Source organism: Massilia sp. FBCC-B171 (assembly GCF_059134155.1).
In genome coordinates, this window is sequence record NZ_CP101443.1 from 2,813,335 (window position 1) to 2,834,643 (window position 21,309).

The window sequence follows — 21,309 nt, forward strand, 5'->3', positions numbered from 1 at the left end:
CCCGCGGCGCCCCAAAATTAGCGGGAATGCGTGGCGCAAATGCACGAACGAAGAATGAGGAGTATGGATGGACAATCGACTTTATAGCGTGGCGCAAATCCGTGCCATGGAAGCCGCAGCCGCGGCCAGCCTGGAACCGGGCACGCTGATGCGCAGCGCCGGGCGCGCCGCGGCCGACGCCGCCCTGGCCCTGCTGGGCGACGAGCGCGCGCGCCCGGTGCTGGTGCTGGCCGGGCCCGGCAACAATGGCGGCGACGCGCTCGAAGTGGCGGCCAATCTGATCGAAGCGGGCGTCGACGTCGTCGTGCTGCACCTGGCCGGCAGCGGCAAGGTCTCGCCGGAAGCGGCGCAGGCGCTGGGACGTGCGCGCGCCAGCGGCGCCAATTTCGCCGACGTGGCCCTGGACGTGCGCGACTGGGCGCTGGTGGTCGACGGCCTGTTCGGCATTGGCCTGGCGCGCCCGCTCGAGGGCCGCTACCGCGAACTGGTGCTCGGCATCGATAAAGTGAGCTGCCCGGTGCTGGCGCTCGACGTGCCGAGCGGCCTGGACGCCGACAGCGGCGCCGTGGTCGGCCCGAACGGCGTGGCCGTGCGCGCGACCCACACCATCACCTTCATTGGCGGCAAGCCGGGCCTGCACACGGCCGAAGGCTGCGACCACGCGGGCGCGGTGCAGGTGGCCGACCTCGGGCTTGAACTGGCCCAGTCCGAACCGGCACAGGCCAGCATCGCCTCGCCTGCCCTGTTCGCATCGCACCTGGCGCCGCGGCGCCGCAGTTCGCACAAGGGCGAGTACGGCGACGTGGCCATCGTCGGCGGCGCCCACGGCATGGCCGGCGCGGCGATGCTGGCCGCACGCGGCGCGCTGTATGCCGGTGCCGGCCGCGTGTTCGCGGCCATGATCGGCCCGGCGCTGGCGCTCGACCCGCTGCAGCCGGAACTGATGCTGCGCTCGGCGCATGATTTCGAGATCGCCGGCCGCGTGCTGGTGCTCGGACCCGGCATGGGCGGCGCGATGGAAGCAATGCGCGCGCTCGGCGCCGGCATCGACAGCGCCTCGCCCATCGTGATCGATGCCGATGGCCTGAACCTGGTGGCCGCCAGCCTCGAACTGCAGGAGCGCGTCGCGAGGCGCCAGGCCGCCACCATCGTCACGCCGCATCCGCTGGAAGCGGCGCGTTTATTGGGCATCTCCGCAGCCGAGGTCCAGGCCGACCGGCTCGGCACGGCGCGCAGCCTGGCCAAGCGCCTGCAGGCGGTGGTCGTGCTCAAGGGCTGCGGCAGCGTCATCGCGCGGCCGGATGGCGAAGTGGCGATCAACCCGACCGGGAACCCGGGGCTGGCCAGCGGCGGCAGCGGCGACGTGCTGGCGGGCCTGTGCGGCGCGCTGCTGGCGCAGGGCTGGGGCGGCTGGGAAGCGGCCGTGGGCGCCGTCTGGATGCATGGGACGGCGGCGGACCGGCTGGTGCAAGCGGGGATCGGGCCGGTGGGGATGACGGCGGGGGAATTGCCGGCGGCGGTGCGCGGCGTATTGAACCAGTTGATAGCAGGTCAGTCAGCGGGCCGGTCACACGTGGGTTGAACGCGTGGGCGGGAGACCCGCCCACGCGTTCAACGGTCGCATGCACCGTCGAAGCGTTAAACCAGCTTCCCCGCCGCAATCGTAATCGTCCGCCCGCAGCGCGATGCCATCGCCGTATCGTGCGTCACCAGCACCAGGGTCGAGCCACGCTCGCGATTGAGTTCGAACATCAGTTGGATCACTGCCTCGCCGGTCGCCGCATCGAGGCTGCCGGTCGGTTCGTCCGCAAACAGCAGCGGCGGCTCGGTCACGAAGGCACGCGCCAGGGCCACGCGCTGCTGCTCGCCACCGCTTAAATATTTCGGATAATGGCGCAGCCGGCTCGACAGGCCGACCCGGCCCAGCATGGCTTCGGCTTTCTCGCGCGCCTGGCCGTCGCCGCGCAGTTCGAGCGGCAGCATGACGTTTTCGACCGCGTTCAGGTGTGCAAGTAACTGGAACGACTGGAACACGAAACCGAGCTTGGCCTTGCGGAAAGAGGCGCGGCCGTCTTCGTCGAGGGCGAAGATATCGGTGCCGTCAAGCAGCACACGGCCGCTGCTCGGGGTGTCGAGGCCGGCCAGCAGGCCCAGCAGGGTCGACTTGCCGGAACCGGAGGCGCCGACGATCGCGAGCGTCTCGGCCGGTTGCACGGTAAAATCGATGCTGTGCAGGATGGTGAGTTCGCCACTGGCGTCCGCCACCCGCTTCGACAGCCCCGCCACCTGGATTGCAGCTGGGGTTGCAACCACTCTGCCGGCGTCGGCGGATAACGCATTTTTGAAAGTTTCGGGGTTATCGCGCATGCTTGCTTTTCTAAAAAAATTGACTGGTGCCACCGTCCTGCTGGCCGTTTCGGCGAGCGCCTATTCTGCACCAAAAACCGTTCTCGTGGTTGGCGACAGCCTGTCGGCCGAGTACGGCCTGACGCGCGGCGCGGGCTGGGTCGCCCTGCTTGAACAAAAGCTCAAGGCGCAAAAGATCGATGCCACCATCGTCAACGCCAGCATCAGCGGCGAAACCACCAGCGGCGGCCGCGCACGCTTGCCGGCGCTGTTGACCGCGCACAAGCCGGACCTCGTCGTGATCGAACTGGGCGCCAACGATGGCTTGCGCGGCCTGCCGGTGGAAGCGGCGGCCAGCAACCTGCGCCAGATGATCACCATGTCGCAGAAACAAAGCGCCAAGGTCATGTTGATCGGCATGCGCATGCCGCCGAACTATGGCCGTGCGTACACTGAACGCTTCTTCGGCATGTTCAATACGCTCTCGAAAGAACACAAGGCGCCGCTGGTGCCCTTCATGCTCGAGGGCGTGGCCGACAAGCCGGCCCTGTTCCAGGCCGACCGCCTGCACCCGAGCGCCCAGGCCCATCCAATTATCCTGAATAACATCTGGCCGACCTTCTCTTCCCTGATCAAGACACGATGAAATACCCAGCCTTACTGGCTTTTGCCGACATCCTTCCCCAGCTCGATCAGTTCGACACCATCATCGACGCGCGCAGCGAAGGCGAATTCGCCCTCGACCACCTGCCCGGCGCGATCAATTGCCCGGTGCTGAACAACGAGGAGCGGGTGCGGGTCGGCACGCTGTACAAACAGGTCGGCTCCTTCGAAGCGAAAAAGCTGGGCGCGGCCCTGGTCGCGCGCAACATCGCGCGGCACCTGGAAACCACGTTCGCCGACAAGGGACGCGACTGGAAGCCGCTGGTCTACTGCTGGCGCGGCGGCAACCGCAGCGGCTCGCTGGCGCATATCCTCGCCAAAATCGGCTGGCCCGCGATCCAGCTCGATGGCGGCTACAAGGCCTACCGCGCCCACGTCAGCGCCGCGCTCGACGCGCCGCCGGATTTGCAGTGGCGCGTGATTTGCGGCACCACGGGCAGCGGCAAGAGCCGGCTGCTGGAGACGCTCGACGGCATCGGCGCCCAGGTGCTCGACCTGGAACGCCTGGCCGCCCACCGCGGCTCGGTGCTGGGCCACCTGCCGCACGAGCCGCAGCCATCGCAAAAGATGTTCGAGACCCGGATCTGGGAGCTGCTGCGCCGCTTCGATCCAAGCCGCCCCGTGTTCGTCGAATCCGAGAGCAAGAAGGTCGGCAACCTGCGCGTGCCGGACGCGGTCATGGAGCGCATGCGCGCCGCGCCCTGCGTGTCGCTCACCCTGTCGCGCCCGAACCGCGTGCGCCTGCTGATGGAAGACTACGACCACTTCGCGCGCGACCCAAGTGCCCTCAACGGCCAGCTGGATCACCTGGTGCAGCTGCACGGGCGCGCCAAGATCGAAGCCTGGCACCAGCTCGCCAACAGCGGCGCGATGCCGGAACTGGTCGACCAGCTGCTGGTCGAGCATTACGATCCGGCCTACCTGCGTTCGATCGACCGGAATTTCGTGCAGTATGGGAAGGCGCAGGTGCTGGCGCTGGATGACATCGGACCTGAAAATTTCGCGCGGGCTGCGCACGAATTGCACGCAGCCTGAAACGGAGCGGCGTAGGGTGGGCGGCTCAACCCGATAAGATGCGTCTCAGGGACTGATGCGCCGCCCACGCGTTCAAACCGAGCCGGCATGAAAGCGCGGCTGATCACGGGCTGGTTGAACGCGTGGGCGGCGTTGACGCTGCGCCCGTTCGACCGCAGACAGTAGAGCCGCCCACCCTACGGCCCTCCGATCAAGCGATCGGGAAGCGCGACGTAAAAAAACCCGGATGCGCAAGCACCCGGGTTTTTTGTCGTCGCAAGGGCCCGCAGGCCCGTCCGTCTTACTCCGCCTTGGCCGGCGCAGCACCCGTGGCGACGTTGATCTTCGCCTTCGACTTGACCTTGATGGCTTCGATGAAGTTGTACAGTTCTGCCTGGCCGGTCAGGCCGGCGATCTGCTCGGCTTCCTGGGCGCGGCGGGCCGTATCGAGCTGGGCCGGCTGGGAGACCTTGCCGATGCGGTAGACGGCGTAGCCGGTACCCGGCAGGTCCACGCCGACATAGGCCGGCAGCTTGGTCACGTCAGCCTTGAACAGGGCCAGCGCGGCGGCAGGATTGACGCCCGACGCCTTGGTGCGTGCCAGCACCTTGGTTTCGCCGAAGCCGGTGGCGTCGCCGGAGGCCTTGGCGGCGGCCAGCTTGGCTTCGCCGGCCTGGCGTGCCAGGCGCAGCGCTTCTTCCTGGGTCACGCGCTGGCGGATCGCGGCTTCCACTTCGGCCAGCGGACGCTTGGCGGCCGGCTTGAATTCGACTACGCGGCCGGCGATCAGGACAGCCGGCGCGACTTCGACGGCTTCCGTGTTGCGCTTGTTCTTGATCGCATCGGTCGAGTACAGCGCGGTCAGGAATTTCTCGTTGTTGAAGGGCGCGGCGCCCAGGGCCGGATTCGGTTTGCGGCCCAGGCCTTCGGCGGTCTGGATGGTCAAGCCCAGCTTGTCGGCGGTCGGTTTCAGGCTGTCGGCCTGCTCATAGACGCTGTCGTTGAACAGTTCGGCCAGTTCCGAATACTTTTTCGAGAGCTTCGACTTCTTCACTTCGGCTGCGATTTCAAGCTTGGCTTCCTCGAGCGACTTCTGCGTCTGCGGCTTGACCGAGGTGACCTTGATGATGTGGTAGCCGTATTCCGACGGCACGATGCCGCTGATTTCGCCTTCCTTCATGCCATACACCGCGTCTTCCACCGACTTGACCAGGCTGCCGCGGGCAACCGCGCCCAGGTCGCCGCCCTGCTCGGCCGAGCCAGGGTCCTGCGAGCGCGACTTGGCGATCGCCGCGAAGTCGGCCGGGTTCTTGCGCACTTCAGCCAGCACGGCTTCGGCCTTGGCCTTGGCGGCGGCTTCTTCGGCGGGCTTGGCGCCCTGCGCCTTGGTAATCAGGATGTGGGCTGCGGTGCGCTGCTCAGGCGTCGTGAAACGCTTCTGGTTGGCGTTGTAGAACTGGCTGACTTCAGCGTCGGTGACGGCGACCTGGCTTTCCACGGCGGCGCTGTCGAGCACGATGTACTCGGCCTTCACGGTTTCCGGGATCTGGAACAGGGTCGCGTTCTTGTCGTAGAACGCCTTCACCATGTCGTCGGTAACCTTCACCTGCGGCAGGTACTGGGCGATCGGGAAGACCAGCTCCTGCACTTCGCGTTCCTGGTCGTTGATGTCCGAAATGCGGCCAGCGATCGAGCGTGGCACGAAGGCCGTGCCCTGGATGGAACCTGCCAGCTGCTGGATCGCCATGTCGCGGCGCATGCGGGCATCGAACGCTTCCGGCGTCAGGCCCTGGGCGGCCAGGGCGGCACGGTAGCTGTCCATGTCGAAGCTGCCGTCCGGCTTGCGGAAGGTTTCGATGGCGTTGATGGCCTTGAAGACGGCATTGTCGCTGACGGTCAGGTGGCTGCGCGCGATTTCGGCGTTGACGGCACGCTCGGCGACCAGGTTTTCCAGCACTTCACGCTTGGCTTCCGGCGTGTCGAACATCTTCTGGTCGAACTGCGGGCCCATCTGCTGGCGCGCCTGGTCGATCTGGCGGCGATGCGCATCGTCCCATTCCTGCTGGGTGATGCTGCGGCCGTCGACGCTGGCGACGCCGGCGCCGCTGTCACCGCGGCTCTGGTAACTGTCGACACCGACCAGCACGAACGAAGGGATGATCAGCAGCAGCAGGACGCCCTGCAGCAAGCGCTTGTTGTTACGTACGAAATCAAACATGGTCCACCAATCGCTGTAGAAATGGCTTCAAAGCACAAGTTAAAAAAAAAGGCGAACTCGCGTTCGCCTCTTCTTCGTCATTTTGGCGGAGCGGACGGGGCTCGAACCCGCGACCCCCGGCGTGACAGGCCGGTATTCTAACCAACTGAACTACCGCTCCAAAATTCGTTTGTATTTAAGTGGCGGAGCGGACGGGGCTCGAACCCGCGACCCCCGGCGTGACAGGCCGGTATTCTAACCAACTGAACTACCGCTCCACGTAAATACTGGGTGCTGCTTCATCCTTGCGGCGAAAGCGAGAGGCACTGCTCTCCACCTGCTTGAAGGATGTTTTCTCTGCATGTCACTGCAGAGAAGGCATTAGTTTACAGCATCTTTTAACGCTTTACCAGCCTTAAATTTTGGAACCTTTGCCGCTTTAATCTTGATTGGTTCCTTGGTACGCGGATCGCGGCCGGTGCGGGCGGCGCGGTCGCCGACGGTGAAGGTGCCGAAGCCGACCAGGGTCACGCTGTCGTTCTTCTTCAGGGTGTTCGTCACCGCTTCGATCATCGCGTCCAATGCACGGGTGGCCGAGGCCTTCGTAATGTCCGCGGATTTCGCAATTTCTTCGATCAGTTCAGTCTTGTTCACTCGTATCCTCTAGTCGTTCTGACGCTGCGGCGCTGCGCCTTCCTGCAAAAAGTGCAAGCGCGTATTAAACAAGGGGGGATTGCTTCTGTCAAGCAACATTCATCACTGAATGGTTCAGGAAGCAAAAAAGGCGCCCCGCAGGGCGCCTTCCAGACGATCAAACCACGATCAATGTTTTACCACACCGCCCTGCCCTTCGGCAGCGGCCGGCGGCGTGACCGATACGGCAGGCACTTCGACGATCGGCTCAGGCTGACGCTCCAGCGCGATCTCCAGCACCTTCTCGATCCAGCGCACCGGAACGATCTCGAGCTTGTTCTTGACGTTGTCCGGAATCTCGGCCAGGTCTTTCACGTTCTGCTCGGGAATCAGGACCGTCTTGATGCCGCCGCGATGGGCTGCCAGCAGCTTTTCCTTCAGGCCGCCGATCGGCAGCACTTCGCCGCGCAGCGTGATCTCGCCCGTCATCGCCACGTCCGCTCGCACCGGAATTCCGGTGAAGGCCGACACCAGCGCCGTCGTCATGCCGATACCGGCCGATGGACCATCCTTCGGCGTCGCGCCTTCCGGCACGTGGATGTGGATGTCGTTCTTTTCGAACGCTTCCGCCTTGATGCCGAAACGCTGGGCACGGCTACGAACCACTGTACGGGCCGCTTCGATCGATTCCTTCATCACGTCGCCCAGGGTACCGGTGCGAATGATGGCGCCCTTGCCAGGCACATTGACGGCTTCGATCGTCAGCAGGTCGCCGCCGACTTCGGTCCAGGCCAGGCCGACCACCTGGCCGACCTGGTTGTCCTTCTCGGCCACGCCGAAATCGTAACGGCGCACGCCCAGGAACTTGTCCAGGTTCTTGCCGTTGACGATGACTGCCTTGTCCGACTTTTTCAGCAGCAGCATCTTGACGACCTTGCGGCAGATCTTCGAGATTTCACGCTCGAGCGAACGCACGCCGGCTTCGCGGGTGTAGTAGCGGATGATGTCGCGAATCGCCGATTCCTCGACCTTGATCTCGCCATCCTTCAAGCCGTTGGCCTTGATCTGCTTCGGCAGCAGGTAGCGCTGCGCGATGCTGGTCTTTTCGTCCTCGGTGTAACCCGACAGGCGGATCACTTCCATCCGGTCCAGCAGTGCCGGCGGGATGTTGAACGAGTTCGAGGTCGCCACGAACATCACATCCGAGAGGTCGAAGTCGACTTCCAGGTAGTGGTCCGAGAAGGTGTGGTTCTGTTCCGGATCGAGCACCTCGAGCAGGGCCGAGGACGGGTCGCCGCGGAAGTCCGCACCCATCTTGTCGATCTCGTCGAGCAGGAACAGTGGATTGCGCACACCGACCTTGGCGAGCGACTGCAGCACCTTGCCCGGCATCGAGCCGATATAGGTACGGCGGTGGCCGCGGATCTCGGCTTCGTCGCGCACGCCGCCCAGGGCCATGCGCACGAACTTGCGGTTCGTGGCACGGGCGATCGACTGTCCGAGCGAGGTTTTACCCACGCCTGGAGGGCCCACGAAGCACAGGATCGGGGCTTTCAGCTTGTCGACGCGCTGTTGGACTGCAAGATATTCCAGGATGCGTTCTTTAATCTTGTCGAGGCCATAGTGCTCCGCTTCCAGCACCTTCTCGGCATTCGACAGGTCGTTCGTGACCTTGGATTTCTTTTTCCATGGCAGCGACACCAGGGTGTCGATGTAGTTGCGCACGACCGTGGCTTCGGCCGACATCGGCGACATCAGCTTGAGCTTCTTGATCTCGGCGGTGGCCTTGTCGAGCGCTTCCTTCGGCATCTTGGCGGCGATGACTTTCTTCTCGAGCTCGTCGATGTCGGCGCCGTCTTCGCCTTCGCCCAGTTCCTTCTGGATGGCCTTGACCTGTTCGTTCAGGTAGTACTCGCGCTGCGACTTCTCCATCTGGCGCTTGACGCGGCCACGGATGCGCTTTTCGACCTGCAGGATGTCCAGTTCGCCTTCCAGCTGGCCGAGCAGGTGCTCGAGGCGCTTGGCGACATTGAAGATCTCCAGGATCACTTGTTTCTGCTCGAGTTTCAACGGCAGGTGCGCGGCGACAGTATCGGCCAGGCGGCCGGCGTCATCGATGCCGGCCAGCGAAGCCAGGATCTCGGGCGGGATTTTCTTGTTCAGTTTGACGTACTGGTCGAACTGCTGGACGATCGCGCGGCGCATTGCTTCGACTTCGGAATCGTCGCCGATTTCCGAAAGCAGCGGGGTCAGCTCGGCGACAAAGTGCGTGGCGCCGTCGCTGATGTTATCGATGCGGGCGCGCTGCGAGCCTTCGACCAGCACCTTCACGGTACCGTCGGGCAGTTTCAGCATTTGCAGGATGTTCGCGACGCAGCCGATCTCGTAGATGTCCGCAGCCGATGGTTCGTCCTTGGCGGCGGCCTTCTGGGCAGCCAGCATGATGCTCTTGCCCTGCTCCATCGCGGCTTCGAGGGCCTTGATCGATTTTGGGCGTCCAACGAACAGGGGTATTACCATATGGGGAAATACGACCACGTCGCGCAACGGCAGCAAGGGCAGCGTCGTTTGCTCGGTTAATTTCGAAGTTGTCATGGTATACCTTATAAAAAGCGTGTAGACGATGTTGGGCGCACACGGTTAAAACTCAAGACCGCTCCACAATTTATTTCTGTGAATAAAAAAACTTAGTCACGAAATGCAATCTGGACGTTCCAATAAAATCCCGTTTTAAAATGAAAAAGCCACCACGTGACAGAGTGTCACGAGTGGCTTTTCGATTGAAGCCGGTTGCTTTTATTGAGGTAAATTGTACCGCCAAGCTTCCAGCGCACAAGTGCTTTTGTGGTTTCCGCGTGGATATTTTTTAATTTTCTCCGGACGCTTTGGCGGTTTCGCTGTAAATAAGCAAAGGTTTGGCGCCATTCGTGATCGTATTTTCATCAACCACGACTTTCACCACGTTTTGCTGATTCGGCAATTCGTACATCACGTCGAGCAGAGCGTGTTCCAGGATGGAACGCAAACCACGCGCACCGGTCTTGCGCGCCAATGCTTTTTTTGCAATCGCGTGCAATCCGGCCGGACGAATTTCCAATTCCGCGCCTTCCATTTCCAGCAGTTTCGAATACTGCTTGATCAGCGCATTCTTCGGCTCGATCAGGATCTGGATCAGTGCTTCTTCGGTCAATTCGTTCAGCGTCGCGACGACAGGCAGACGGCCGACGAGTTCGGGGATGAGGCCGAACTTGATCAGGTCTTCCGGCTCGGCTTCCATCATGATCTCGCTGGCCGAGCGCTGGGTCGCGCTCTTGACGCTGGCGCCGAACCCGATGCCGCCTTTTTCCGAACGGTTCTGAACGATTTTCGCCAGGCCGTCGAACGCGCCGCCGCAGATGAACATGATGTTGGTCGTGTCGATCTGGACGAAGTCCTGGTTCGGATGCTTGCGCCCGCCCTGCGGCGGCACCGAGGCCATCGTGCCTTCGATCAGTTTCAGCAGAGCCTGCTGCACGCCTTCGCCCGAGACGTCGCGGGTGATCGACGGATTGTCGGACTTGCGCGAAATCTTGTCGATCTCGTCGATGTAGACGATGCCGCGCTGGGCCTTCTCGACTTCGTAATTGCAGCTTTGCAGCAGCTTCTGGATGATGTTCTCGACGTCTTCACCGACATAACCGGCTTCGGTCAGCGTGGTGGCGTCGGCGATCACGAAGGGCACGTTCAGCATGCGCGCCAGGGTTTGGGCCAGCAGGGTCTTGCCGGAACCGGTCGGGCCGACGAGCAGGATGTTGCTCTTGGCCAGCTCGACGTCATCCTTCTTGCCCAGGTGCTTGAGACGCTTGTAATGGTTGTAGACCGCCACGGACAGGATGCGCTTGGCAGTCTGCTGGCCAATCACGTACTGATCGAGCAATTCGGCGATCTCGTGCGGCGTCGGCAGGTCGGACTTGGCGCCCGCCACCGACTCGACGTTCGATGTCTCGTCACGGATGATGTCGTTGCACAGGTCGATGCACTCGTCGCAGATGAAGACCGATGGTCCCGCGATGAGTTTTTTGACCTCGTGCTGACTCTTGCCGCAGAACGAGCAGTACAGAAGCTTTTCGCCGCTGGAGGATTTTTTGTCAGACATGGGGGGCTTGTCTCGTGTGAAGTACTAAGAAAGAATATAACGCAAGAACGCAACGCAAGGTATAACGCGACAATACGACGCACATGCGGGGCGCGCAACAATGCACGCGTACACCAACATGCTACCCGAAATGAAAAACAAACGCCCGAACGTATTTGCGCCCGGGCGTTATTTAAGCAACACCTGTGTGGTGCCTCAAGCGCGGTTCGTGAGGACCTTGTCGATCAGGCCATAGTCGACGGATTCTTCAGCCGACATGAAGCGGTCGCGGTCGGTATCCTTGTGGATCTGTTCGACGCTCTGGCCGGTGTTCTCGGCCATGATGCGTGCCAGGCGCTCGCGCAGGTACAGGATTTCCTTGGCCTGGATTTCGATGTCCGAAGCCATGCCCTGCGAACCACCGGACGGCTGGTGGATCATGACGCGCGAGTTCGGCAGCGAGAAACGCTTGCCCTTGGCGCCGGCGGCGAGAAGGAAAGCGCCCATCGAGGCTGCCAGGCCCGTGCACAGCGTCGAGACGTCCGGCTTGATGAAGTTCATCGTGTCGAAGATCGCGAGGCCGGCCGAGACCGAACCGCCAGGCGAGTTAATGTAGAGCGAAATATCCTTGTCCGGATTCTCGCTCTCCAGGAACAGCATCTGGGCGACGATCAAGTTGGCCATCTGATCGTTGACAGGACCGACCAGGAAAATCACGCGCTCCTTGAGCAGACGCGAGTAAATGTCGTACGCGCGTTCGCCGCGGCCGCTTTGCTCAACTACCATCGGCACGAGGCCAAGTGCTTGGGTGTCCAATGCAGGATTACGGTTCATACCTGTTCGTTCCTTGTAAAGAAGGCTTAAAAACGGAGGCTTCACGCAACACCAGGCGAGAAGCCTACGCCCTCGTTCAGCCTTGTGGGTTGCTGCCCATCAATTCGTCGAAAGCAACGGCCTTGGAGCTGACCTTTGCCTTGCCAAGCACATAGTTGACGACGTTTTCTTCCAATACAAGGGCTTCCACTTCACCCAGGCGGCGACGGTCGCTGTAGTAGTACTTGAGGACTTCTTTCGGGTCTTCGTAGCTCTGTGCGAAATCTTCGATCTGGGCCTTGACCTGCTCTTGCGTGGCTTCCAGCTTGTTATCCGACACCAGCTGCGACAGGATCAGGCCCAGGCGCACGCGGCGCTCGGCCTTCTCAAGGAACAGTTCGGTCGGGAACGGCATGTTCTTGACGTCCATGCCGCGCTGGGCCATGTCCTGGCGGGTCTGCTCGGCCAGGCGCTCGGAATCCTGCTGGATCATGACCGTTGGCACGTCCATGTTGGTCACTTTGACCAGGGCGTCCATCACGGCTTCCTTGTTGCGGGCCTTGACGCGGGCGTTGACTTCACGCTCCAGGTTCATCTTGATGTCGGCGCGCATTTTTTCGATCGAGCCGTCTTCGATGCCCAGCGACTTGGCGAACTCTTCGTCCACGGTCGGCATGTGCGCCCATTCCAGCTTTTTCAGGGTGATGGTGAAGTCGGCGGTCTTGCCGGCAACGTCGGCACCGTGGTAATCGGCTGGGAAGGCCAGCGGGAAGGTCTTGCTCTCGCCGACTTTCAGGCCGACGGTGGCAGCTTCGAATTCAGGCAGCATGCGGCCTTCGCCGAGCACGAAGGCGTAGTCTTGCGCCTGGCCACCCGAGAATTCGACGTCGTCGATCTTGCCGGTGAAGTCGACCGTCACGCGGTCGCCATTGGCTGCGACCGGCTCGCCGCCGTCGCCGTGTTCGCCTGCCTCACCCTTGGTGTGGTAGTGCACGCGCTGCTTGCGCAGGATGTCGATGGTCTTGTCGATTTCGGCATCCGACACGTCGGCTGCAACGGTCTCGACTTCCACGCTCGACAGGTCGCCGATGACGACTTCAGGGAACACTTCGAAGGTGGCGTCGAAGGCCAGCATGCCTTCAGGCGCTTCTTCCTTCGGTTCGATTTTCGGGAAGCCGGCGACGCGCAGCTCGTTTTCACGGGCAGCTTCGTTGAAGGCGCGGCCAACGCGGTCGTTCAGCACGTCCGACTCGATCTGGTAGCCGTACTGGGCAGCGACCATTTTCAGAGGCACTTTGCCAGGACGGAAACCAGGAGCCTTGGCGGTCTTGGCCTGCTTCTTGAGGCGTTTTTCAACTTCCGAACGGACATCGCTCAGCGGAAAAGTGATCGTCAAGCGACGCTCGAGTTTATCCAGGGTTTCGACTGCAGTTGCCATCGTAAAAATCGTCCAAAAAAATAATTATTCGTGGTGCGAGGAGGGGGACTCGAACCCCCACACCATTGCTGGCGTCAGGACCTAAACCTGGTGCGTCTACCAATTTCGCCATCCTCGCGCAGGATTGCATATTGCCACAAAAACAAAGGGCGCCCGACAGTGAAACCGGCCGCCCTTGCACTCCATTGTCTAGGGGCTACAACTTCAACCCGGTATTTTACTGGATTTTCTGACACTACAGGAGTGATTTTTACAGCGGTGCGGGGCGTGGGTTTATCTATATGCATAAGGTGAACGCGTGGACTCGGGAGTCCACTCTACGAATACCGATTAATCGTAGGGTGGACTCCTGAGTCCACGCAGTACGGCCCAAAACTCACCGCACCGGCTTCTTCACCCGGAACCACGCCGCATACAAAGCCGGCAGGAATAACAAGGTCAAGGCCGTCGCCACCAGCAAGCCCCCCATGATGGCCACCGCCATCGGCCCCCAGAACACCGAGCGCGACAGCGGAATCATGGCCAGCGCCGCCGCGGCCGCGGTCAGCAGGATCGGCCGGCAGCGCCGCACCGCCGCCTCGACGATCGCGTCCCAGGCTTCGGCCCCGGCCTTGATGTCCTGCTCGATCTGGTCGACCAGGATCACCGAATTGCGAATGATCATCCCGAACAGCGCGATCACGCCCAGGTTCGCGACGAAACCGAACGGCCGCCCCAGCAGCAGCAAGGCCATCGCCGCCCCCGCCACGCCCAGCGGCCCGGTCAGGAACACCAGCAGCGCGCGCGAGAAGCTGTGCAGCTGGAGCATCAGGAGGGTGAAGACGAGGAACAATACCAGCGGCACGTTCGCCGCGATCGAGGCTTCCGCCTCGGAACTGTCGGCCGCCGCGCCCTCGAGCGTGATGCGGTAGCCGGCCGGCAGCTTGGCGCGAATCGCATCGAGCTTCTCACCGACCTGGCTCGATACGGTCGGCCCCTGGATGCCGCCCACCACGTCCGACTGCACCATGATCGCCCACTCGCGTCCCTCGCGCCAGATGACGCCCGGCTCCCAGACGAAGTCCACGCGCGCCACCTGCCCCAGCGTTACCGAACGGCCCGAGGCCGTGGGAATATTCATGTCCTTCAATACCGTGATCGTCGAGCGCTCCTCGATCGGCTGGCGCACCGCGATGTCGATCAATTCGTTGGTCTCGCGGAATTGCCCGATCGTCGTGCCGGACAAGACCGTGTTGACCGCGCGCCGCACCGATTGCGAGGTCACACCCAGCGCGCGCAATTTATCCTGGTCGAGGTCCAGGCGCAGCACCTTGACCGGCTCGTTCCAGTTGTCGTTGACCCCGGCCGCATTCGGATTGGCGCGCAGCACGTCCTTGACCTGGTCGGCGACGCCGCGCACGATGCCGATGTCCGGCCCCGCCACCTGGAACTGCACCGGATACGGCACCGGCGGCCCGTTCGGCAGCAGTTTGACGCGGCCACGGGCTTCGGGAAAATCGTTGACGAAGACGTCTTCGATCTTGCGCTTGAGCGTCTCGCGGTGCGCCGCATCGACCGGCAGCACCACGAATTGCGATACGTTCGACTGCGGGAAGATCTGGTCCAGCGGCAGGTAGAAGCGCGGGCTGCCGGTGCCGACGTAACTCGTGATGCTTTCCAGCCCTTCCTGCTTGCGGACAAAAGCCTCGAACTTCTTCGCCAGCGCCTCATTGGCCGCAAAGCTGCTGCCTTCCGGCAGCCACAGTTCGACCATCAGTTCAGGCCGGCTCGAATCCGGGAAAAATTGTTTCTCGATGAATTTGAAGCCGAACACGCCCAGGGCGAAGACCAGCAGGCTGGCGACAATGGTCGTCTTGCGAAACTCGATGCACCAGGACACGACTTTGCGAAAACGCCGGAACGCCGGCGTATCGAACACGTCGTGCTCGGAATGCGTGTGGTCGTGCGGTTTGACCTTGAGCAGCATGAACCCGATATAGGGCGTGAAGGTGACCGCCACCACCCATGAGACCAGCAGCGCAATCGCGTTCACCGAGAACATGGTGAAGGTATATTCGCCCGCTGCCGATTTCGCCAGGCCAATGGGCAGGAAGCCCGCGGCCGTGATCAGGGTGCCGGTCAGCATCGGCATCGCGGTCGAGGTATAGGCATAGGTCGCCGCTTCCAGGCGCGACAAGCCCTCCTCCATCTTGCGCACCATCATTTCCACCGCAATGATGGCGTCGTCCACCAGCAGGCCCAGCGCGATGATCAGGGCGCCGAGCGAGATCTTGTGCAGCGAGATGTCGAGCATGCGCATGAAGAGGAAAGTGATCGCCAGCACCATGGGAATCGTCAGGGCCACCACCAGCCCCGGGCGCATGTCGAGCGAGAGCTTGGGCTTGGTGTGCAGGCCCAGCGCCAGGAAGCTGACCGCCAGCACGATGATGACCGCTTCGATCAGCGTGCGGACGAATTCGCTCACCGAGGCCGTGACCGCGCGCGGCTGGTTGGCCACCTGTTCCAGCTCGATGCCGACCGGCAGCTGGGCGCGGATGCGCTCGACGGTGCTTTGCAGCGATTCGCCCAGCTTGATGATATTGCCGCCCTTCTCCATCGACACGCCCAGGCCGATCACCTCCTTGCCGTTGAAGCGCATTTTTTCCTGGGGCGGATCCTGGTAGGCGCGCTCCACGGTGGCGAAATCGCCCAGGCGGAAGGTCGTGCTGCCGGCGCGCAGCTGCAAGTCCTCGAGTTCCTTCGCGCTCTTGATGGCGCCGGTGACGCGCACCTGCAGGTTGTCGGTCGGCGTGACCAGGATGCCGGAGGCCTCGATATTGTTTTGCGTGGCCAGCTGGTTGACGATCTGTTCAAAAGGCACGCCCAGCTGGGCGAACTTCTTGCTCGAGAAGAGAATGTTGACCTTCTCGTTCTGCACGCCGAACTGCTCGACTTTCGCCACCAGCGGCACGCCCAGCAACTGCTGGCGCACGAAGTCGGCGTAATCCTTCATCTCGGCATACGTAAAACCGTCGCCCGAAAGCGCGAAGATCGAGCCGTAGGTGTCGCCGAATTCGTCGTTGAAGAAGGGGCCGATCACGCCCTGCGGCAGGGTGCCGGCGATGTCGCCGATCTTCTTGCGCACCTGGTACCAGGATGCCGGCACGTCTTTCGGCGGGGTGGACTCGCGCAGCTCGATCAGGATGGTCGTCTCGCCCGGCTTCGAGAAACTGCGGATGCGCTCGACATAAGGCGTCTCCTGCAGCTTGCGTTCGAGCTTGTCGGTCACCTGCTCGGCCATCTGCACGGCGCTTGCGCCCGGCCAGATCGCGCGCACGACCATCACCCGGAAGGTAAACGGCGGATCCTCGTCCTGGCCCAGCACGTTGTAGCTGAGGATGCCGCCGATCAGGAGCGCCGCCATCAGGTAGCGCGTCAGCGGGATGTGTTCGAGCGCCCAGCGCGAGAGGTTGAAGCCCCTCATTTTGCCCCGCCCCCGGCCGCAGCGGCCTCGGTATCGCCGCGGCGCGCCACGTCGGCGCTCAGGATGCGCACTTTCTGGCCCGGACGCAGCAGATTGACGCCCGCGGTGACGACGGTCTGCCCCGCCTTCACGCCTTCACCCAGCAACACGTCGTTGCCGGCCTGGCCAATAATCTTCACCGGCACCCGGCGCACCGCGCCGTTCTCCACCAGCCAGACGCCGGTCACGCCTTTGTCGTGGTGCAGGCTGGTGAGCGGCGCGCGCAGCCCGGCGCCGCCATTTTTCGAGGCCACCTGTACCGACGCCGTCATCCCCAGGCGCACGTCGGCGCGCGGCGGGATCGCAATCTTGGCCGTGTAGGTGCGGGTCGCTGCGTCGGCCACCGGCGAGACTTCGCGCACCCGGCCGGCAATCGCCGCATCCGGCTTGGCCCACATGCGCACCGTCACCGAACTGGCCTTGCGCAGGTCGCCGACGCGGTCTTCCGGAATGCCGATCACGACATCGAGTTCGTCGGTGCGGGCCACGCGCACCACGGGCGTGCCGGCATTGACCACCTGCCCGACCTCGGCATCGATGCCGGTGACGACGCCGTCCACGTCCGACACCAGGCTGGCGTAACCGGCCTGATTCGACTGGCCCTTGAAAGCCGCGCCCGCCGCATCGGCTTCGGCCTGGGCCGCGCGCAAGGCGGCGCGCTTGGTGTCGAGCACCGACTGGCTGACGAAATTCTTGGCGCGCAGCTCCTGGTAGCGCTTGTAGTCGGCGCTGGCCAGGTCGCGGTTGGTTTCGGCGGCGCGCAGGCTGGCCTGGGCCTGGGTGGCGGCCAGTTTCAGGTCTTGCGGATCGAGCTGCATCAGCACCTGGCCCTGCTTGACGAGCGTGCCGACGTCGACTTCGCGCGCCGTGATCTTGCCGGCCACGCGGAAACCCAGGCGCGATTCGATGCGCGGGCGCACCTCACCGGAAAAGTCTGCGCTGGCGCCGGCGGCGCCTTCGGCCAGCACGGCAACGCGTACCGGGCGCACCGCTTCCGGCTTCGGTTCTTCCTTCGAGCAGGCGCTGGCCAGGAGCGCGCACAAGAGAATGGCCGGAGCGGCCAGCGGCCTGCGCAGTCGAGTCGTAATGAACACGGTGTTCTTCCTTTTTATTGGCAGTGGACATGCGGCACAGCACGCTACCGGAACGTCCCGGTATTATCGGCGTAATTCGGCGCACCTCAAGCGCCACAATTATAATGTTGCAAATACATTTAGGAAATGACCAGCGGGTCATTATTGACCCATGGCTGTTGACCATTACGAAAATTTCCCTGTCGCCTCGATCCTGCTGCCGCGCCGCCTGGTGCCGGCCGTCGAAGCGATCTATGCCTTTGCACGCGGCGCCGACGATGTCGCCGATGAGGGCGATGCCACGCCAGCCGAGCGCATGGCGGGCCTGGCCGAGTACGAAGCCGCGCTCGACGCCATCGCCGCCGGCCGCATTCCGGCGGGACCAGTGTTTACCCGCCTGGCGAGCGTGGTGGCGCAACATGGCCTGTCGCTGCAGCCGCTGCGCGACCTGCTGTCGGCCTTCCGCCAGGACGTGGTCACCACGCGCTATCCGGACTACCTGACCCTGCTCGACTATTGCCGCCGCTCGGCCGATCCGGTCGGGCGCCTGATGCTGGCCCTGTACGGCGTCGGCGGCGCGGCCAACCTGCGCGATTCCGACGCGATCTGCAGCGCCCTGCAGCTGATTAATTTTTGGCAGGACGTCGGGATCGATATCGAAAAGGGCCGCATCTACCTGCCGCAGGAAGACCTCGTTCGGTTCGGTGTTAGCGAAGCCGACATCGCCGCCCATGCCGACACGCCTGCCTGGCGCGCGCTGATGGCCTTCGAGGTCGCGCGTGCCAGGGCGCTGATGCTGTCCGGCGCTCCGCTGGCCACGCGCCTGCCCGGGCGCATCGGCTGGGAGCTGCGCCTGGTGATCCAGGGCGGCCTGCGCATTCTCGAACACATCGAGCGCGCCGGCTACGATGTGTTCAGGCGCCGCCCGAAACTGGGCAAGCCCGACTATGCGGTGATGGCCTGGCGCGCCCTGCGCATGTGAGACCGCATGTGGCTAAATAATCAGCTTAACCAGCCCGGCCGTAGCGCGCATCGGCTAAGATAGCGGCTTCGCCTCCCCTGACCTTGCCTTTTTTACATGTCTCCTGACGAATACTGCCAGCAAAAGACTGTCCAGAGCGGTTCCAGCTTCTATTACAGCTTCCTGTTCCTCCCTGCCGAGCGCCGCCGTGCGATCACGGCCCTGTACGCCTTCTGCCGCGAGGTGGACGATACCGTCGACGACGCGACCGATGCTTCGCTGGCCCGCATCAAGCTGGCCTGGTGGCGCACCGAGGTCTCGACCATGTACAAGGGCACGCCGACGCACCCGGTGACCCAGGCGCTGCAGCCGCACGTCGGCGTCTACAAGCTCGAAGAGCAGCACCTGCAGGCGATCATCGACGGCATGGAAATGGACCTCGACCAGAGCCGCTACCTCGACTATCCGGGACTGCGCAAATACTGCTGGCATGTGGCCGGCGTGGTCGGCATCCTCTCGGCCAGCATCTTCGGCTACACCAACCCGCAGACCCTGGCCTATGCCGAGAAGCTGGGCCTGGCGTTCCAGCTGACGAACATCATTCGCGACGTCGGCGAAGATGCGCGCAAGGGACGCATCTACCTGCCGGTCAACGAGTTGCAGCAATTCGGCGTCACCGCCCAGGACTTGCTGAGCGCGCGCCACAGCGACAAGTTCGAGGCGCTGATGCGATACCAGACCGAACGCGCCCAGGCGATGTACGACGAGGCGCTGGCGCTGCTGCCGAAGGAAGACCAGCGTGCCCAGCGCCCGGGCCTGATGATGGCGGCGATCTACCGCACCCTGCTCGACGAAATCGTCCGCGACAACTTCCATGTGCTGAACCAGCGCATCTCCCTCACGCCGCTGCGCAAACTCTGGCTGGCGTGGAAGACCTATGTCCGCACCTGACAAGCTGGCGGCCGGCGGCGCGGTCGCCGTCGTCGGCGGCGGCTGGGCCGGCTGCGCGGCCGCCGTCGAACTGGCGCGGCGCGGCGCCAGGGTCACCCTGTTCGAACAGGCGCGCACCCTCGGCGGGCGCGCGCGCAGCATCGAGGTCGACGGCCGCCGGCTCGACAACGGCCAGCACATCCTGCTCGGCGCGTACAAGCAAACCCTGGGACTGTTGAAACGCGTCGGCATCGATCCGCGCGCGGCCATGCTGCGCCTGCCGCTGCAAATGCGCTACCCGGAGGGCAGCGGCGGCATGGATTTTCTTGCCGCGCGCCTGCCTGCGCCCTGGCATGTGCTGGTCGCCCTGATACGTGCCAAAGGCCTCGCGCGTGAAGACAAGCTGGCGCTGGCCCGCTTTACCAGCGCCGCGCGCTGGATGGGCTGGCGGCTCGACACCGACGTGCCGGTAACCATCCTGCTCGAACGCTTCGGCCAGACCGAATGCCTGCAGCGCCTGATGTGGCATCCGCTCTGCCTGGCGGCCCTGAACACGGCGCCGGAGCGCGCCTCGGCCAACGTCTTTCTCGCCGTGCTGCGCGACAGCCTGGGCGCCGGGCGCGCGGCGTCGGACATGCTGATTCCGCGGCTGGACCTGGGGGCGCTGTTCCCGCAGGCCGCCGGGCGCTATCTCGCCGCCCACGGCGGCGCGGTCCACACCGGCGCCAAGGTCGAGTCCCTGGCCCCTGGCGGCGCGGCCTGGGAAGTCGCGGCCAGCGGCCACGCGCTGGGCGGCGCATGGCGCGGCAGTTTCGACGCCGTCGTGCTGGCCACGCCGGCCAGCCATAGCGCCGCCCTCCTCGCCCCGCTGCTTGAGACGGCCGAGTTGGCCGCGCAACTGCAAGGCTTCGACTACGAGCCGATCGCCACCTGCTACCTGCAATACGACGCGGCACTGCGCCTGCCGCTGCCGTTCTACGCCCTGCTCGACGCACCGGCACGGCAGCGCTTCGGCCAGTTCGTGTTCGACCGCGGCCAGCTCGACGCGCAGCAGGCCGGCTTGCTGGCGGTCGTGATCAGCGCGGCCGGCCCGGCGGCGGCCTTCGAGCAGGATGCGCTGGCGCGCGCCTGCGCGGCCCAGCTCGATGCCGCTTTCCCGGGCCTGGGCCTGGACGCGCCGCTGTGGCGCCGTGTGATCACCGAAAAGCGCGCCACCTTCGCCTGCACGCCCGGCCTGGCGCGCCCGGACAACGCCACCGCCCTGCCCGGCCTGGTGCTGGCCGGCGACTACACGGCCTGCGATTACCCGGCCACGCTCGAGACGGCCGTGCGCAGCGGCCAGGCGGCGGCATCGGTCATCCTGCGTGGCGGCAGTTCAAGCGCCCAAAAGCGCACCCTGTCGCAAGACGCTGGCAGCGTGCGCCCCGAGTCCGTACAGTAGCCACATCGGATAACCGGACCATCTACCCATCATGACACCCCGACTCGGCTTGCACACCCTGCTCCTGCTGGCCCTGGTTGCCGCCAGCACCGTGGTGCTGGTCGCGCCCGAACTCTTCGGCGCCCGCGGCAATGCCGCCGCGCCCGCGCTGATGTCGATGCTGGCCCTCGGCCACGCCTGATCC

16 protein-coding genes and 3 tRNA genes are annotated in these 21,309 nt (G+C 63.8%); 7 read left to right on the forward strand and 12 right to left on the reverse strand.

The features are described from left to right. Positions 1-67: 67 nt before the first annotated feature. On the forward strand, positions 68-1,582 hold the full coding sequence (locus tag NMB41_RS12780; RefSeq protein WP_494378196.1) for an NAD(P)H-hydrate dehydratase: 1,515 nt from the start codon (positions 68-70) through the stop codon (positions 1,580-1,582). 56 nt (positions 1,583-1,638) lie between these two features. Here NMB41_RS12780 and NMB41_RS12785 read toward each other — a convergent pair whose 3' ends face one another. Then, positions 1,639-2,367 carry an ABC transporter ATP-binding protein gene (locus tag NMB41_RS12785; protein ID WP_494378197.1) on the reverse strand — a complete coding sequence of 243 codons (729 nt, stop codon included), beginning with the start codon at positions 2,365-2,367 and terminating at the stop codon, positions 1,639-1,641. On the opposite strand from NMB41_RS12785, the gene NMB41_RS12790 reads away from it, so the two are divergent. Next, entirely contained in the window at positions 2,366-2,992 is a 627-nt protein-coding gene (locus tag NMB41_RS12790) for an arylesterase (protein ID WP_494378198.1), read from the forward strand. The two genes, NMB41_RS12785 and NMB41_RS12790, sit on opposite strands and share 2 nt — an antisense overlap. Continuing rightward, on the forward strand, positions 2,989-4,044 hold the full coding sequence (gene mnmH, locus NMB41_RS12795; RefSeq protein WP_494378199.1) for a tRNA 2-selenouridine(34) synthase MnmH: 1,056 nt from the start codon (positions 2,989-2,991) through the stop codon (positions 4,042-4,044). Before NMB41_RS12790 ends, mnmH begins: the two co-directional genes overlap by 4 nt. Before the next feature lie 280 nt (positions 4,045-4,324). On the opposite strand, the gene NMB41_RS12800 is transcribed toward mnmH, so the two are convergent. From NMB41_RS12800 to NMB41_RS12850, 11 genes are all read right to left on the reverse strand, one after another. After that, on the reverse strand, positions 4,325-6,241 hold the full coding sequence (locus NMB41_RS12800; RefSeq protein ID WP_494378200.1) for a SurA N-terminal domain-containing protein: 1,917 nt from the start codon (positions 6,239-6,241) through the stop codon (positions 4,325-4,327). Between the two features lie 83 nt (positions 6,242-6,324). Then, positions 6,325-6,401 (reverse strand) — tRNA-Asp (locus tag NMB41_RS12805). Positions 6,402-6,421: 20 nt separating this feature from the next. Then, positions 6,422-6,498, reverse strand: a tRNA-Asp gene (locus tag NMB41_RS12810). A 103-nt stretch (positions 6,499-6,601) separates the two neighbouring features. Next, positions 6,602-6,874 (reverse strand): HU family DNA-binding protein, encoded by a 273-nt coding sequence (locus tag NMB41_RS12815; protein ID WP_435756335.1) that lies wholly within the window; start codon positions 6,872-6,874, stop codon positions 6,602-6,604. A gap of 168 nt (positions 6,875-7,042) precedes the next feature. Beyond that, on the reverse strand, positions 7,043-9,448 hold the full coding sequence (gene lon, locus NMB41_RS12820) for an endopeptidase La (protein WP_494378201.1): 2,406 nt from the start codon (positions 9,446-9,448) through the stop codon (positions 7,043-7,045). Between the two features lie 271 nt (positions 9,449-9,719). Then, positions 9,720-10,988, reverse strand: a complete 1,269-nt coding sequence (gene clpX, locus NMB41_RS12825) for an ATP-dependent Clp protease ATP-binding subunit ClpX (protein WP_494378202.1) — start codon at positions 10,986-10,988, stop codon at positions 9,720-9,722. A gap of 195 nt (positions 10,989-11,183) precedes the next feature. Next, positions 11,184-11,801, reverse strand: a complete 618-nt coding sequence (clpP, locus tag NMB41_RS12830) for an ATP-dependent Clp endopeptidase proteolytic subunit ClpP (RefSeq protein WP_454164763.1) — start codon at positions 11,799-11,801, stop codon at positions 11,184-11,186. Between the two features lie 76 nt (positions 11,802-11,877). Continuing rightward, a complete protein-coding gene (gene tig, locus NMB41_RS12835; protein WP_494378203.1) occupies positions 11,878-13,218 on the reverse strand; it encodes a trigger factor in 1,341 nt (446 codons plus the stop codon). Positions 13,219-13,249: 31 nt separating this feature from the next. After that, a tRNA-Leu gene (locus NMB41_RS12840) sits at positions 13,250-13,336 on the reverse strand. A 258-nt stretch (positions 13,337-13,594) separates the two neighbouring features. After that, positions 13,595-16,681, reverse strand: a complete 3,087-nt coding sequence (locus tag NMB41_RS12845; protein ID WP_494378204.1) for an efflux RND transporter permease subunit — start codon at positions 16,679-16,681, stop codon at positions 13,595-13,597. Further along, on the reverse strand, positions 16,678-17,814 hold the full coding sequence (locus NMB41_RS12850; RefSeq protein WP_494378205.1) for an efflux RND transporter periplasmic adaptor subunit: 1,137 nt from the start codon (positions 17,812-17,814) through the stop codon (positions 16,678-16,680). The genes NMB41_RS12845 and NMB41_RS12850 overlap by 4 nt, the downstream gene beginning before the upstream one ends. Positions 17,815-17,965: 151 nt before the next feature. Between NMB41_RS12850 and hpnC the strand changes: the two genes are divergently transcribed. The 4 genes from hpnC (at position 17,966) to NMB41_RS12870 (ending at position 21,306) form a co-directional block, all read left to right on the forward strand. Continuing rightward, the gene (gene hpnC / locus NMB41_RS12855) at positions 17,966-18,775 is read left to right on the forward strand and encodes a squalene synthase HpnC (protein WP_494378206.1); all 810 of its coding nucleotides are present in this window, start codon (positions 17,966-17,968) and stop codon (positions 18,773-18,775) included. A gap of 96 nt (positions 18,776-18,871) precedes the next feature. Then, entirely contained in the window at positions 18,872-19,705 is an 834-nt protein-coding gene (hpnD, locus tag NMB41_RS12860; protein ID WP_494378207.1) for a presqualene diphosphate synthase HpnD, read from the forward strand. Continuing rightward, entirely contained in the window at positions 19,692-21,125 is a 1,434-nt protein-coding gene (hpnE, locus tag NMB41_RS12865) for a hydroxysqualene dehydroxylase HpnE (RefSeq protein WP_494378208.1), read from the forward strand. The genes hpnD and hpnE overlap by 14 nt, the downstream gene beginning before the upstream one ends. Positions 21,126-21,156: 31 nt before the next feature. After that, positions 21,157-21,306, forward strand: a complete 150-nt coding sequence (locus NMB41_RS12870; RefSeq protein ID WP_494378209.1) for a hypothetical protein — start codon at positions 21,157-21,159, stop codon at positions 21,304-21,306. The last annotated feature ends 3 nt before the right edge of the window (positions 21,307-21,309 follow it).

What these genes read in the sequence shown, in the direction of transcription:
- NMB41_RS12780 (WP_494378196.1), top strand. Translation starts at nt 68, where the DNA reads ATGGACAATCGACTTTATAGCGTGGCGCAAATCCGTGCCATGGAAGCC.
- NMB41_RS12790 (WP_494378198.1), top strand. Translation starts at nt 2,366, where the DNA reads ATGCTTGCTTTTCTAAAAAAATTGACTGGTGCCACCGTCCTGCTGGCC.
- NMB41_RS12785 (WP_494378197.1), bottom strand. Translation starts at nt 2,367, where the DNA reads ATGCGCGATAACCCCGAAACTTTCAAAAATGCGTTATCCGCCGACGCC.
- mnmH (WP_494378199.1), top strand. Translation starts at nt 2,989, where the DNA reads ATGAAATACCCAGCCTTACTGGCTTTTGCCGACATCCTTCCCCAGCTC.
- NMB41_RS12800 (WP_494378200.1), bottom strand. Translation starts at nt 6,241, where the DNA reads ATGTTTGATTTCGTACGTAACAACAAGCGCTTGCTGCAGGGCGTCCTG.
- lon (WP_494378201.1), bottom strand. Translation starts at nt 9,448, where the DNA reads ATGACAACTTCGAAATTAACCGAGCAAACGACGCTGCCCTTGCTGCCG.
- clpX (WP_494378202.1), bottom strand. Translation starts at nt 10,988, where the DNA reads ATGTCTGACAAAAAATCCTCCAGCGGCGAAAAGCTTCTGTACTGCTCG.
- clpP (WP_454164763.1), bottom strand. Translation starts at nt 11,801, where the DNA reads ATGAACCGTAATCCTGCATTGGACACCCAAGCACTTGGCCTCGTGCCG.
- tig (WP_494378203.1), bottom strand. Translation starts at nt 13,218, where the DNA reads ATGGCAACTGCAGTCGAAACCCTGGATAAACTCGAGCGTCGCTTGACG.
- NMB41_RS12845 (WP_494378204.1), bottom strand. Translation starts at nt 16,681, where the DNA reads ATGAGGGGCTTCAACCTCTCGCGCTGGGCGCTCGAACACATCCCGCTG.
- hpnC (WP_494378206.1), top strand. Translation starts at nt 17,966, where the DNA reads ATGGCTGTTGACCATTACGAAAATTTCCCTGTCGCCTCGATCCTGCTG.
- hpnD (WP_494378207.1), top strand. Translation starts at nt 18,872, where the DNA reads ATGTCTCCTGACGAATACTGCCAGCAAAAGACTGTCCAGAGCGGTTCC.
- hpnE (WP_494378208.1), top strand. Translation starts at nt 19,692, where the DNA reads ATGTCCGCACCTGACAAGCTGGCGGCCGGCGGCGCGGTCGCCGTCGTC.
- NMB41_RS12870 (WP_494378209.1), top strand. Translation starts at nt 21,157, where the DNA reads ATGACACCCCGACTCGGCTTGCACACCCTGCTCCTGCTGGCCCTGGTT.